The sequence below is a fragment of the Stenotrophomonas sp. Ste86 genome (assembly GCF_024519465.1).
Lineage (GTDB): Bacteria > Pseudomonadota > Gammaproteobacteria > Xanthomonadales > Xanthomonadaceae > Stenotrophomonas.
Genome location: NZ_JALJRW010000018.1, coordinates 16289 through 29504, shown reverse-complemented (window position 1 = coordinate 29504; position 13216 = coordinate 16289). Strand labels below are relative to the sequence as shown.

The window sequence follows — 13216 nt, the reverse complement described above, 5'->3', positions numbered from 1 at the left end:
GCAGCATTGCAATGCGTCCGGGTGCAAAATAGGCCGATGAACGCCCATCCCCTGATCCTTGCCCTGGCCCTGCTGTGCAGCGCCTGCGCTCAGTCCCCTGCCAAGACCGCCGCCATGCCGGAAGCCCCCACCGCGCCGCTGCGGATCGCCACCTACAACACCTCGCTGTACAACGACGAGACCGGCGGGCTGATCGCCGAGCTGGAAGGCGACAGCGAACACGCGCGCAAGATCGCCGCGGTGCTGCAGCAGGTGCGTCCGGACCTGGTGCTGCTCAACGAGTTCGACTACGACGACGCGCACCGTGCCGCCGACCTGTTCCAGCAGCGCTACCTGGAAACCGCCCAGCCCGGCGGCGGCGAGCCGCTGCACTACGCCTACCGCTACCTGGCCCCGGTCAATACCGGCGTGCAGAGCGGGCTGGACCTGGACAACAACGGCCAGATTGGCGGCGACGGCCGCGCGCGCGGCAACGATGCGTGGGGCTACGGCCTGCACCCGGGCCAGTACGGCATGCTGGTGCTGTCGCGCTACCCGATCGACGCGGCCAAGGTACGCAGTTTCCAGCTGCTGAAGTGGAGCACCCTGCCCGGCGCGCTGCGCCCGATCGACCCGCGCACCGGCAAATCCTTCTACAACGACCACGTGTGGTCGCAGCTGCGGCTGTCGTCCAAGTCGCATTGGGACCTGCCGGTGACCACCCCGAACGGCGTGGTGCATGCACTGGTTTCCCACCCGACCCCGCCGGTGTTCGACGGACCGGAAAAGCGCAATGCCGCGCGCAACCACGACGAACTGCGGCTGTGGCAGGAATACCTGTCGGCCGGCAGCAAGCCGTGGCTGTGCGATGACCGCGGCCAGTGCGGCGGCCTGCAGCAGGACGCGCGCTTTGTGATCCTGGGTGATCTGAACAACGATCCGGTCGATGGCGATGGCCGCCACGAGGCAATCGTGGAGCTGATCGAACATCCGCGCGTACTGCGCTACCCGACCCCGCGCAGCGTGGGTGCCGAGCAGACCAGCCTGGCGTATGCGGAAAAGGGCATCGCGCGCAAGGGCGCGCCCTTCCATGCCACCGGCGATTTCGGCCCGAAGGCCGGCACCATGCGCCTGGATTACGTGCTGCCGTCGGTCGGTTTCAGCTACGTGGGCAGCGGCGTGTTCTGGCCGGACAACAACCGCCCGGAGGCCAAGATCGCCGATGGCAGCGACCACCACCTGGTGTGGGTGGATGTGAAGTAACCCGCAGTACCACGGTCAAGAAAACGGCGGGCATTGCCCGCCGTTCTTGCATCTGCAGTACGTCGCCGGAAAACAACGCGCGGCAGGATCAGGAGTGCAGTTCGATCCCGATCGCCTCGGCCGCCTCACGCGCGATCTTCCGCGCGTCCTCGATATCGCCCCCCCGCGCCAAGGTCACGCCGACGCGGCGATGGCCATGCACGGTGGGCTTGCCGAACAGGCGCAGCGACGAATCCGGATGTTCCAGCGCGGCGGCGACGTTGCTGAAGAACGGCACGCCTTCGCCATGGGCCAGCATCGCGCACGACGCCGAGGGACCGTTCTGGCGGATCAGCGGAATCGGCAGGCCGAGGATGGCGCGCGCATGCAGCGCGAATTCGCTCAGTTCCTGCGATGCCAGGGTGACCAGGCCGGTGTCGTGCGGGCGCGGCGAGACTTCGCTGAACCACACCTCGTCGCCCTTCACGAACAGCTCCACCCCGAACAGGCCCCAGCCCCCCAGGTCGTCGGTGATCGCCTGCGAGATGGCTTCGGCACGCGCCAGCGCGCGCGGCGACATCGGCTGCGGCTGCCAGCTTTCGCGGTAGTCGCCGTCCTTCTGCCAGTGCCCGATCGGCGCGCAGAACGAGGTGCCCGCGGCGTGGCGCACGGTGAGCAGGGTGATTTCGTGCTCGAAGTCGATGAAGCCTTCGACGATGCAGCGGCCGGCGCCGGCGCGACCGCCGGTCTGCGCGTATTCCCAGGCCGGGGCGATGTCGCTCTCGCTGCGCAGCGTGCTCTGGCCCTTGCCCGAGGAGGACATCACCGGCTTGACCACGCACGGCAGGCCGATGGCGGCCACGGCGGCGCGGTAGTCGGCCTCGGTATCCACGAACCGGTAGGGCGACGTCGGCAGGCCGAGGGTTTCGGCGGCGAGCCGGCGGATGCCTTCGCGGTCCATGGTCAGGCGTGCGGCACGCGCGGTGGGCACCACGCGCTGGCCGGTTTCCTGCTCCAGCTGGACCAGGGTTTCGGTATGGATCGCTTCGATCTCCGGCACGATCAGGTGCGGCTGCTCCTTGGCGATCAGCGCGCGCAGCGCCATCGCATCGAGCATGTCGATCACATGCGCGCGGTGGGCGACCTGCATCGCCGGCGCGTCGGCGTAGCGGTCGGCGGCGATCACCTCCACCCCCAGCCGCTGCAGCTCGATGGCGACCTCCTTGCCCAGTTCGCCCGAGCCCAGCAGCAGGACGCGGGTGGCGGAGGGAGACAGCGGCGTACCGAGCGTGGTCATGGCGGTTCCGGACATCAGGGGCGGGAGGGCATTCTAGAGCGTCGGTCGGAAAGCGGGCAGACCAACTTGCATTGTGATATCAATTTGATATCTTTTGATTCAATTACCCAAGGACGCCCCGCCATGAAAGAGAAGACCCTCCGCTCACTGTCCGGCCTGCCGTTCCTGCTGCTGGTGCTGGTCCTGCTGGGGCTGTCGGTGTGGCTGTTCATCTCCGGCGCGCGCGCGTTCCCGGTGGCGCCCACCTGGATGCTGAGCGGCGTGGCGCTGGCCATCCTGGCCCTGCTCAGCCTGACCGGCCTGTACACCGTGCAGCCCAACCAGGCGGTGGTGGTGAGCCTGTTCGGCAAGTACGTGGGCACAGTCAAGGACAACGGTCTGCGCTGGAACAACCCGTTCTTCAGCAAGAAGAAGGTCAGCCAGCGCGTGCGCAACTTCGAAAGCGGCAAGCTCAAGGTCAACGAACTGGACGGCAGCCCGATCGAGATCGCCGCGGTGATCGTGTGGCAGGTGGTCGATGCCTCCGAGGCGGTCTACAACGTGGACGACTACGAGAGCTTCGTGCACATCCAGTCCGAATCGGCGCTGCGCGCGATGGCCACCAGCTACCCCTACGACCAGCACGAGGACGGCCAGCTGTCGCTGCGCAGCCACGCCGCCGAAATCTCCCAGCACCTCAAGGACGAACTGGCCGAGCGCCTGGCCGACGCCGGCGTGCAGGTGATCGACGCGCGCATCAGCCATCTCGCCTATGCCCCGGAAATCGCCCAGGCGATGCTGCAGCGCCAGCAGGCCAATGCGGTGATCGCCGCACGCACGCGCATCGTCGCCGGTGCGGTGGGCATGGTCGAAATGGCGTTGGCCGAACTGCAGAAGAACGGCGTGGTGCAGCTGGATGAGGAGCGCAAGGCGCACATGGTCAGCAACCTGCTGGTGGTGCTGTGCTCGGACCGCGGCACCCAGCCGGTCATCAATGCCGGGTCGTTGTACTGAGCCATGAGCGAGAAGAAAGCCTATCCGCTGCGGATCAACGCCGACATCCTGGCGGCGTTGCAGCGCTGGGCCGATGACGAGCTGCGCAGCGCCAACGCGCAGATCGAGTACGTCCTGCGCGATGCCCTGCGCAAGGCCGGCCGCCTTCCCAAACCCGATTCGAGCAAGGAGAGCAAGGAATGAGCAAGCGCTGGAGCTATTTGACCGTCGAGCTGCAACCGTCGTGGACGGGGTTGAAGCCGGATGAGATGCAGGCCGAACTCAACCGGCACGGCCAGCTCGGCTGGGAACTGGTGAACGTGCTGCAGACCCAACCGATGGGCGTGGCGCTGTTGATCTTCAAGAAGGAGATCTGAGATGGCCGCGCCCTCGCCTGCCGCCAACGACTTCGCCGTCGCCCCGGCCCCGGTCTGGCACCTGCTGTGGCTGTGGGTGCCCATGCTGGCCAGTGCGGCGCTGATCGTGGTCACCACGCTGCAATCGGACCAGCGCACGCCATACGAACTGGGCTTCACCGTGCCCTTCCTGGTGGTGCTCACTGCCGTGCTGAGCGCGATGTTCTTCCGTCGCCGCATCCGCCTGCAGGACCGTCAGCTGGAGGTGGTCTCCACGTTCTATCGCAAGCGCGTGCCGGTGCAGGACATCGTGCTGGAGCGCGCACGCGTGGTGGACCTGGCCGAGCATGGCAGCCTCAAGCCGACGACCAAGACCAATGGCTACGGCATGCCGGGATTCCAGTCCGGGCACTACCGGATGCGCGACCGCAGCAAGGCGTTCTGCCTGCTCACCGACAGCAGCCGCGTGCTGTACCTGCCGCTGCGCGACGGCAGCGCGCTGGTGATCAGCCCCGAGAACCCGCGCGCGCTGCTGACGGCCCTGCAGGCGCTGGCCGCGCCCGGCCGCACGCACTAAGCTGACCCCATGCGCCGCGCCCCTGCCCTGCTGATCAACACCGCCGACATCGAATTGTGGCCCGGCGGCCTGCTGCGCGCGCGCAGCAACGCCGACGCGCGTGCACTGGCGCAGGCGCGTTGGGTGCTTCGGCGCAAACGCGATGGTCGCTACCTGGCGGTGGTGTCCGCGCATGGGGTGCTGCCGCTGGTGCCACGGCTGATGCGCGAACACGGCATCGAGGCCGCGCTCGATGCGCTGGACGCGCAAGGGCTGGCACAAGGGCGCGGCAGGGCGGACGCATCCCTGCTGCCGCTCAGCGGCCTGCAACAGCGGCTGGAACAGCTCGGCATCGATGCAGACGCGTATGAAAAGGCAACCGGCCTGGCGCTGGAGGCCGAACCGGCGCACCTGCACCTGGCCGGCGTCGACCGCTACCGCCGTCCGCTCTGGCTGCGCCGCAGTGCCGCGCGCGGGTGGCAGCGCCTGCGCCAGCAGGCGGCGGTAGATGGGATCGCGCTCGATGCGATCTCCGGTTATCGCAGCCATGCCTACCAGCTGGGCATTTTCGAGCGCAAACGCGCGCGCGGCCTGGACGTTTCCGACATCCTCAAGGTCAATGCCGCCCCGGGCTACAGCGAGCACCACAGCGGCTTCGCGCTGGACATCGGCACGCCCGGCGAGCCACCGGCCGAAGAGGGTTTCGAACACACGGCGGCATTTGTCTGGCTGCAGCAGCACGCGGACCGTTTCGGGTTCCAGCTGAGCTACCCGCGCGACAACCCGCATGGCATCGTCTACGAACCGTGGCACTGGTGCTGGCACCAAACCGGGTAGTGCCGAGCCATGCTCGGCAGCTTCTGTCTGCCGGGCCAGCGAACGTGTAGAGCCGAGCCATGCTCGGCAGCTTCTGCCTGCCGGGCCAGCGAACGTGTAGAGCCGAGCCATGCTCGGCAGCTTCTGCCTGCCGGGCCAGCGCAGCCGAGCATGGCTCGGCACTACCGGGCCCTGCGCGCAGCCGAGCATGGCTCGGCTCTACCGGGCTCTGCGCGCAGCCGAGCATGGCTCGGCTCTACCGGGGTCCTGCGCCGTTGCCGAGCATGGCTCGGCTCTACCGGATGTTCTACGTCTGCGAACGGTTGGTCTTTACCTTCGGATCCACCGTGAAGTCGGCGATCCGCCACAGGTACAGGCTGGCATAGGTCCGGTACGGGCCCCACTTTTCGCCGCGCGCCAGCAGTTCCTTTGGCGTCGGCATGGCCTCGGCCTTGTCCACGCGCTGGGCGCCTTTGCGGATGCCGAGGTCGTCGATCGGCAGGATGTCCGGCCGACCGAGGCGGAACATCAGCATCATCTCCACCGTCCAACGGCCGATGCCGCGGATCGGCACCAGCGCGTCGATGATCGCGTCGTGCTCCATCACCGACATCCGGCGCAGATCCGGGATCTCGCCAGCGGTCTCGCGCCGGGCCAGGTCGCGCAGCGCCAGCGCCTTGTTGCCCGAGACCCCGCACACGCGCAGCGCGGCATCGTCGATGCGGCCAAGCGTATCGGCGTGCAGGCGCGCGCTGCCGATGGCCACTTCCACCCGTCCCACGATCGTGGAGGCGGCTTTGCCGCTGAGCTGCTGGAACAGGATCGCCCGCGCCAACGCGTCGACCGGATCGAAGGATTTCGACCAGCCCGGCTGCGCATTGATCGGGCCGAGCTTTTTCATCCACGCGCCCAGCCGACGATCGCGCCGACTCAACCAGTCGTGCGCGTGCTGCACATCGAAGCCGCGGCGGAAGCGCGGCATGTCAGCGCCGCAGCGCGTTCAGGCCGTACACCAGCCAGCCCAGCATGAGCGCGGTGCCGCCGATCGGGGCCAACTGCGTGCTCCACTGCCACAGCGCGCCGCCGACCAGGCTGCCCGAGAACAGCAGCGTGCCCAGCAGCAGCACGTACAGCGCCAGCTTGCCCACGCTGTTCTGCTGGGTGGGGCCGAGGACCGCCAGCGCCAGGCCATGGCCGAAGGCATACAGCGCGGCGGTAGTGACGTGCGACTGCGCCAGCGGATCGGCGATGCCGTGCGAGGCGTAAGCCGACAGGCCCACCGCCGTGGCCGCCAGCAGGCCGCCGAGGCAGGCCAGCAGCGAGGGTTTGCGTGCGCGTCGTTCCAGGTTGAGCATGCGTGCATCCTTCCAGGGCGCTCCGGGTCGGGAGCAAAAAAAAACGCGCCGCAGGGAGCGGCGCGTTTTTCGTCGTGCGTTACATCACGGCAACCGTCGGTTTACTTGACGGCCCAGTAGATGTCGTACGTGCCTTCCGGCGTGAACGACTTTTCCACGCCGTCCTTCCAGGACTCGTACGGACGATCGATCACTTCGTTGCCGTTGGTCACCGACCACGCACGCAGGGCGTTGCGGGCGATATCCAGGCCGGCCATATGGCCGGTGTAGGCCGCGTGGGCCGAACGGTGCGGCGCAACGTGCACATACTTGACCGGCGCACCACCGTCGATCTTGACGGTCAGGGCTTCAGCGGACGCACCGTCAGCACCCTTCTTCTTGACCGGCTGGGCCACGTCGAAGGCGTACTTCTCAGCACCGAAATCGGTGGTGATGATGCGGAACGGACCGGCGGCTTCGAGGTTGTTGGCCTCCATCACGCGCTTGATCCACTCCTGGTTGTCCTTGATGGACTTGGTGATCGTCTCCTGGCCGCGATCCACGTTACCGGCGGTGACGACCAGCAGGTCCTCGACCGGCACGTCCACGATGGCCAGATCGGTCAGCGGGGCTTCGGCGGTGCGGTAGTCGATGTTCGGCACGGTGGCCAGCATGTTGGCCATGCGCGACAGACCCAGCTTCAGGTCGTCACCGATGTGACGGCTGACGTACAGGCCCGCGTAACGGCCCATCAGGTTGAAGCCGTACTTGACGCTGTAGTCCTGGGTGATCTTGACGTTGCGGCCACCCTTGCCGGTCGGCTCGAGGGTGAAGCTGGTCTTCTTGTCGTGGCCCTTGGTGGCATCCTCGATGTTGATCGACACCAGCTTGTTCTTCTCAGAACCGGTGATCTCCCAGCTACCTTCGCCCAGGGAATTATCCTTGGAGACGTAGTCCAGGCGGGCACCAACGCCGGCAGCGGGGCCGGACAGCTTCAGTTCAACGGCGGGATCGCGCAGCAAGAGCGGGTTCCAGTCCTTGAAGCGGCGCAGGCTGTTGACCGTGTCGTACACGATCGTCATCTTGCGGTTGGTCTCGATGCTTTCGGAAATATGGCGCTCGCCCGGCAGACATACGCCAATGATGACGAACAGGCCAGCCACGATCCCCAAGGCGATCAGGAACTCGATAATACGGGTCATTCAGGAGTCTCCGGGGCCGATCCCACGGCCGGGTTGATTGAAGCGAAGCGCCAATCCTAGCAGGCTTCGCGGGTATGTAGATCAGGATTGGCGCACCGGTATCCATGCCGGCAGCGGTTTTGCATAGACAAGGAGCGGAAAGATAACGCATCACACGCGTCAGCACGTAGCGGATGCGCAATATTTCTTTGCCGGATTCGGCCGATGGCCGCCCTGACCCTGCCGCAACCCTTGTCGCACAAGGGCTGCGACGCAGGTTGCGACAGCGGCCTGCGCCCCGTCTCAGACCAGCTGAAGCTCGAAGGCCTTCAGGACCGCGCGGGTCCGGTCGCGCACGCCCAGCTTGGACAGGATGTTGGACACGTGGTTCTTGATCGTGCCCTCGGCCACGCCCAGCGAGTTGGCGATCTCCTTGTTGGAGAAGCCGCTGGCCATCAGGCGCAGGATCTCGGTCTCGCGGTCGGTCAGCGGGTCGGGCCGGTCCAGGCTGACGAACTCGTTGCGCATGTGCTCCAGCCCGGACAGCAGGCGCTGGGTGACCGCCGGCTGCACCAGCGAACCGCCGTCGGCCACGGTCCGGATCGCGCCGACCAGCTGGTCCAGGGTCACGTCCTTGAGCAGGTAGCCCTTCGCACCGGCCTTGAGCCCGGCCAGCACCAGCTGGTCATCGTCGAAGGTGGTCAGGATGATGGTCGGCGGCAGCTGGCCCAGCTTGGACAGCATCTGCAGCGCTTCCAGCCCGGACATCACCGGCATGCGCATGTCCATCAGGACCACGTCCGGGCGCACCTGCGGCACCACCTCGACCGCCTGGCGGCCGTCGGCGGCTTCGGCCACCACTTCGATGCCGGCGTCCAGCGCCAGCAGCGAGCGGATTCCCTGCCGCACCAGGGTTTGGTCGTCGACCAGGCAGACGCGAATCATCAACGCACTCCTCAAGGAACGGTGGCCAGCAGCAGCACGGGCGCACCGGGAACCGAGGCGCGCAGGCGGAAGCCCTGACCCCGGCGGGTTTCAATCTGCAGCTCACCGCCGCACTGGTACAGACGTTCGCGCATGCCGCGCAGGCCGTTGCCGACCACGATGCCATCGGCGCCCACGCCGTCATCATGCGCCTGGATGACCACCTGGCCTTCACTTTCGCGCCGGACCTGGATCCACAGGTTGCGTGCATTGGCGTGGCGCACGGCATTGGTGATGATTTCCTGGGTGCAGCGCAGCAGCACATGGGCGCGCTCGGGGTCTTCCACGTTCAGGGGCTCGGCGATATCCAGGTGGATGTCCAGCGAGGGCACCTGCTCGGTGAGCGGGCGCAACGCGGCGGCCAGGTCGATGGCGCCACTGTCGCGGATCTGGCTGACCGCCTCGCGCACGTCGGTGAGCAGCAGCTTGGCCAGGGTGTGGGCCTGGTGCACGTGTTCCTGGGCCTGGCCGTCGGTGAGGTGGCCGGCCACTTCCAGGTTCAGGCTGAGCGCGGTGAGGTGGTGACCCAGCAGGTCGTGCAGCTCGCGGGAGATGCGGGTGCGCTCGTTGACCCGGGCGCTTTCGGCCAGCAGCACGCGGGTGGCGCGCAGCTCGGTGTTGAGCCGGCGCTGTTCTTCACGCGCATCGGTCTGCTGCCGCGCCACCAGGCTGGTCACGAAGATGAACATGGAGAAGCCGCCGTACAGCAGCGACTGCATCAGCGCTTCGAACAGCGGCATGCGCAGGATCAGGTAGTACACCGGCAGCACCGCCAGCTGGCTCAGCAACAGCCAGAGCACCCCGCCGCGCACCTGCAGCATCCACGGAATCACCCCGGCGGCGACCATCATCAGGATGCTGCCCAGGCCCGACCCGCTCAGGTAGCTCACGCCCAGCGCCGAGGTGGTGAGCAGCAGCAGCACCACCCGGTCGTACCAGGCCGAATGCCCGCCGCCATCGCGCAGGCCGCGGGTCAGCCAGAAGTAGCACGCACCGAAGGCCAGGTAAGCGGTGAACAGCCACACCGCCCAGCTGTCCAGGCCATCGCCGCGGTGGCGCAGCAGCGATTCGTACTGGGAATAGACCACCGGCAGGCCGACCATGACCCAGGTGAACAGGCCGGCCAGTCGCAGTACTCGGGTTTGGCTCAGGTATCCCAGCATGGACGCATCTTAGGCTGAACCTGCGCCCCTGCACTCCCACATAAGTCATGGCCCCCGATTCGCCGGGGCCGGTCACCCGTGCAATAATCCGACGAGGGCCCCTTGATGGGCCAACCGCGTTACCCCACGGAGTCACAATGTCGATTGTCATCCGCGACGTGCGCGAGCACGAGCTCGATTCCGTCCTGGCCCTGAACAACAACGCCGGCCTGGCCATCCTGCCGCTGGATGCCGCCCGCCTGCGCCTGTTCTACGAAACCGCTGAATATTTCCGCGTCGCCGAGCGCGACGGCAACCTGGCCGGCTTCCTGATCGGCTTCGGCAGCGACAGCCAGCACGACAGCAGCAACTTCGCCTGGTTCCAGCAGCAGCTGGACAGCAAATTCTTCTATATCGACCGCATCGTGGTCGCCAGTCGCCGTCGCGGCGGCGGTGTCGGCCGTGCGTTCTATGCCGACGCGCAGAGCTACGCCGAGCTGCGCTACCCGCAGTTGACCTGCGAGGTGTTCCTGGACCATGGCGCCGATGCGGCGCTGCTGTTCCATGGCAGCTTCGGCTTCCGCGAGATCGGACAGAACACCATGGAGCACGTGGACGTGCGTGCCAGCATGCTGCTCAAGGACCTGTGCAGTTACCAGTGGGTGCACGACACCTACGGCGACCAGCTGCCGGACGTGCCCTGGGTGGGCCATCGTCGCGAGCCGCTGCGCGCGCATCGACCGACGGGGACCTGAGGTGGCGGCGAACATGGATTTTGAACAGGCCGGTGAACTGAAGATCGGCCAGGTCGGCATCGCCAACCTGCGCATCCGCACCCTCGATGTGGAACGCCTCACACGTGAAATGCACGACCGCGTGGCACGTGCGCCCAAGCTGTTCGGGCGTGCCGCGGTGATCCTGGATTTTGGCGGACTGAGCCAGATTCCGGATGTAGCCACTGCCCAGGCCCTGCTGGACGGGCTGCGCGGCGCCGGTGTGCTGCCGGTCGCGCTGGCTTACGGCACGACCGAAACCGAAAAACTCTCGCAGCAGCTGGGCCTGCCGCTGCTGGCCAAGTTCCGTGCGCAGTACGAGCGCGCCGACCTGGAAGCGGTACAGGCTGCGCCGCCACCACCGCCGGCCCCCGCGCCTGCCCCGGAACCGGCCCGACGCGCACGCGCCGCCGCGGCGGCACCGGCCCCGGTCGATCCGGCCAAGGCAGCTCAGCCCGGTCGCATGCAGACCAGCAACGTGCGCTCGGGCCAGCAGCTGTACGCGGAAAACTGCGACCTCACGGTGATGGCGACCGTCGGCGCGGGTGCCGAGGTGATCGCCGACGGCAGCATCCACATCTACGGTACGCTGCGGGGCCGTGCCCTGGCAGGTGCCCAAGGCAACACCACGGCGCGTATCTTCTGCCGTGAATTCCATGCTGAACTGGTCGCAATCGCCGGCCATTACAAAGTACTGGACGATGTCCCGGACACCCTGCGCGGCAAGGCCGTGCAGGTGTGGCTGGAACAGGACCAGATCAAGATCGCGGCGCTGGACTGATCCGGCGCCCACACAAAATGAATCAGGAGAAGTCCTTTGGCTGAAATCATCGTAGTCACTTCCGGCAAGGGCGGCGTGGGCAAGACCACCAGCAGCGCCAGCCTGGCATGCGGCCTGGCACGGCGCGGCAAGAAGGTGGCGGTGATCGACTTCGACGTCGGCCTGCGCAACCTCGACCTGATCATGGGCTGCGAGCGCCGGGTGGTGTACGACTTCGTCAACGTCGTGCACGGTGAGGCGACGCTCAAGCAGTCGCTGATCAAGGACAAGCGCTTTGACAACCTGTACGTGCTGGCCGCTTCGCAGACCCGCGACAAGGATGCGCTGACCCAGGAAGGCGTGGGCAAGGTGCTCAAGGACCTCGCCGCGGACGGCTTCGATTACATCATCTGCGACTCGCCGGCCGGCATCGAGAAGGGTGCGTTCCTGGCGATGTACTACGCCGACCGTGCGGTGGTGGTGGTGAATCCGGAAGTGTCCTCGGTACGCGACTCGGACCGCATCATCGGCCTGCTCGATTCGAAGACGCACAAGGCCGAGTCGGGCCAGGATGTGCCGGCGTTCCTGCTGCTCACGCGCTACAGCCCGGCACGGGTGGAAAGTGGCGAGATGCTGAGCATCACCGACGTGGAAGAGGTGCTGGGCCTGAAGGCCATTGGCGTGGTGCCCGAGTCGGGCGACGTGCTCAATGCGTCCAACAAGGGCGAGCCGGTGATTCTGGACCCCGAATCGGCGGCGGGCCAGGCGTATGAAGATGCGGTTGGCCGCATTCTTGGCGAAGAGCGTCCGATGCGCTTCACCACCGTGGAGAAGAAAGGCTTCTTCAGCAAGCTGTTCGGAGGGTAAGCATGGGACTGTTCGATTTCCTGAACCGGAAGAAGACCACTGCCGAAACGGCGAAGAACCGTCTGCAGATCATCATCGCGCAGGAACGCAGCCATCGCGGTGGCCCCGATTACCTGCCGCTGTTGCAGCGTGAGCTGCTGGAAGTGATCAAGAAGTACGTGAACATCGACGCCGATGCGGTGAAGGTGGATCTGGTGAAGGACGGGGAGCACGATGTGCTCGATATTTCCGTCGCCTTGCCGGAAGGTCCGCAACAACCCTGATGCGATAGCGCCCCTTCCCGTCCGGGCGGGGGCGCGCGACATGACCACGATGAACGATGCTGTGATCCAGACCGAGCCGCAGGTGACGCGGGTCGGCGATATCCGTTTCGACGATGCAGTTGCCCTGCTTGCGGCGCACGCGTTGCGTCTGCACCGTGTGGCCGAGGCTGCGCCGATTCCGGGCAGTTACTGGGGCGAGCCGGAGGCTGGGATCATCGGCAGCGATGTGTATGTGCGCGATGACACGCCGGTGCATTCGATGCTGCACGAGGCCTGCCACCTGATCGTGCTGCCGCCAGAGCGGCGTGCGCTGGTGCATACCGATGCCACCGATTCGGTGCCCGAGGAAGATGCCACCTGTTACCTGCAGATCGTGCTGGCCGGGCAATTGCCCGGCGTGGGCAGTGATCGGCTGATGCAGGACATGGATGCGTGGGGGTATACGTATCGGCTGGGCTCTACGCGCGCGTGGTTCGAGCAGGATGCAGAAGATGCCAAAGCGTGGTTGCTCGAACGCGGCCTTCTTCCTGCGTAAATCCGCATGCGCGGCCACGTCCGGGCGCGTGGCGACGCGCCAACCGTGCAGGCGCCAGAGTGTTCACTCGGCGCGGTTCGAGCAGGATGCTGGATGCACCACTTGCCTGATTGATCGAACACAGATTGCTTCTGCCGTAGAGCCGACCGTTGGTCGGCT

At 66.5% G+C, this 13216-nt stretch carries 17 protein-coding genes; 11 read left to right on the top strand and 6 right to left on the bottom strand.

What is annotated here, in order from left to right; translation table 11 throughout:
* The first annotated feature begins 36 nt into the window (after positions 1 to 36).
* Entirely contained in the window at positions 37 to 1242 is a 1206-nt protein-coding gene (locus tag NR101_RS14815; RefSeq protein WP_256777155.1) for an endonuclease/exonuclease/phosphatase family protein, read from the top strand.
* An 88-nt stretch (positions 1243 to 1330) separates the two neighbouring features.
* Here the strand turns inward: NR101_RS14815 and purT are convergent, their stop codons facing one another.
* Entirely contained in the window at positions 1331 to 2518 is a 1188-nt protein-coding gene (purT, locus tag NR101_RS14810; protein WP_256777156.1) for a formate-dependent phosphoribosylglycinamide formyltransferase, read from the bottom strand.
* A 123-nt stretch (positions 2519 to 2641) separates the two neighbouring features.
* Here purT and NR101_RS14805 point away from each other — a divergent pair, with 123 nt between their 5' ends.
* Genes NR101_RS14805 through NR101_RS14785 form a run of 5 tightly spaced genes read left to right on the top strand, consistent with a single transcriptional unit; the run spans position 2642 to position 5239 of the window.
* Complete coding sequence (locus NR101_RS14805) at positions 2642 to 3511, top strand: SPFH domain-containing protein (RefSeq protein ID WP_256777158.1); 870 nt, start codon at positions 2642 to 2644, stop codon at positions 3509 to 3511.
* 3 nt (positions 3512 to 3514) lie between these two features.
* Complete coding sequence (locus NR101_RS14800) at positions 3515 to 3694, top strand: Arc family DNA binding domain-containing protein (RefSeq protein WP_256777159.1); 180 nt, start codon at positions 3515 to 3517, stop codon at positions 3692 to 3694.
* A complete protein-coding gene (locus NR101_RS14795; RefSeq protein WP_256777161.1) occupies positions 3691 to 3867 on the top strand; it encodes a DUF4177 domain-containing protein in 177 nt (58 codons plus the stop codon). The genes NR101_RS14800 and NR101_RS14795 overlap by 4 nt, the downstream gene beginning before the upstream one ends.
* Before the next feature lies 1 nt (position 3868).
* Positions 3869 to 4423: a PH domain-containing protein gene (locus NR101_RS14790; protein WP_256777163.1), complete on the top strand. Its 555-nt coding sequence runs from the start codon at positions 3869 to 3871 to the stop codon at positions 4421 to 4423.
* A 9-nt stretch (positions 4424 to 4432) separates the two neighbouring features.
* Positions 4433 to 5239, top strand: coding sequence for a M15 family metallopeptidase (locus NR101_RS14785; protein ID WP_256777165.1), 807 nt, complete (start codon positions 4433 to 4435; stop codon positions 5237 to 5239).
* Positions 5240 to 5525: 286 nt separating this feature from the next.
* Here the strand turns inward: NR101_RS14785 and NR101_RS14780 are convergent, their stop codons facing one another.
* From NR101_RS14780 to NR101_RS14760, 5 genes are all read right to left on the bottom strand, one after another.
* Positions 5526 to 6200: a DNA-3-methyladenine glycosylase gene (locus NR101_RS14780; protein WP_256776350.1), complete on the bottom strand. Its 675-nt coding sequence runs from the start codon at positions 6198 to 6200 to the stop codon at positions 5526 to 5528.
* 1 nt (position 6201) lies between these two features.
* On the bottom strand, positions 6202 to 6573 hold the full coding sequence (locus NR101_RS14775; protein ID WP_256776351.1) for a DUF423 domain-containing protein: 372 nt from the start codon (positions 6571 to 6573) through the stop codon (positions 6202 to 6204).
* A gap of 101 nt (positions 6574 to 6674) precedes the next feature.
* Positions 6675 to 7754: an SRPBCC family protein gene (locus tag NR101_RS14770; protein WP_256776352.1), complete on the bottom strand. Its 1080-nt coding sequence runs from the start codon at positions 7752 to 7754 to the stop codon at positions 6675 to 6677.
* Positions 7755 to 8036: 282 nt separating this feature from the next.
* A complete protein-coding gene (locus tag NR101_RS14765; protein ID WP_256776353.1) occupies positions 8037 to 8678 on the bottom strand; it encodes a response regulator transcription factor in 642 nt (213 codons plus the stop codon).
* Positions 8679 to 8689: 11 nt separating this feature from the next.
* The gene (locus NR101_RS14760) at positions 8690 to 9880 is read right to left on the bottom strand and encodes a histidine kinase (protein WP_256776354.1); all 1191 of its coding nucleotides are present in this window, start codon (positions 9878 to 9880) and stop codon (positions 8690 to 8692) included.
* A 137-nt stretch (positions 9881 to 10017) separates the two neighbouring features.
* On the opposite strand from NR101_RS14760, the gene NR101_RS14755 reads away from it, so the two are divergent.
* Genes NR101_RS14755 through NR101_RS14735 form a run of 5 tightly spaced genes read left to right on the top strand, consistent with a single transcriptional unit; the run spans position 10018 to position 13057 of the window.
* On the top strand, positions 10018 to 10614 hold the full coding sequence (locus NR101_RS14755) for a GNAT family N-acetyltransferase (protein ID WP_256776355.1): 597 nt from the start codon (positions 10018 to 10020) through the stop codon (positions 10612 to 10614).
* Positions 10615 to 10627: 13 nt separating this feature from the next.
* A complete protein-coding gene (gene minC / locus NR101_RS14750) occupies positions 10628 to 11413 on the top strand; it encodes a septum site-determining protein MinC (RefSeq protein ID WP_256776356.1) in 786 nt (261 codons plus the stop codon).
* A 36-nt stretch (positions 11414 to 11449) separates the two neighbouring features.
* Positions 11450 to 12259, top strand: a complete 810-nt coding sequence (minD, locus tag NR101_RS14745) for a septum site-determining protein MinD (protein ID WP_256776357.1) — start codon at positions 11450 to 11452, stop codon at positions 12257 to 12259.
* A gap of 2 nt (positions 12260 to 12261) precedes the next feature.
* Entirely contained in the window at positions 12262 to 12522 is a 261-nt protein-coding gene (minE, locus tag NR101_RS14740; RefSeq protein WP_017355894.1) for a cell division topological specificity factor MinE, read from the top strand.
* Positions 12523 to 12571: 49 nt separating this feature from the next.
* On the top strand, positions 12572 to 13057 hold the full coding sequence (locus NR101_RS14735; protein ID WP_256776410.1) for a hypothetical protein: 486 nt from the start codon (positions 12572 to 12574) through the stop codon (positions 13055 to 13057).
* Positions 13058 to 13216 lie beyond the last annotated feature (159 nt).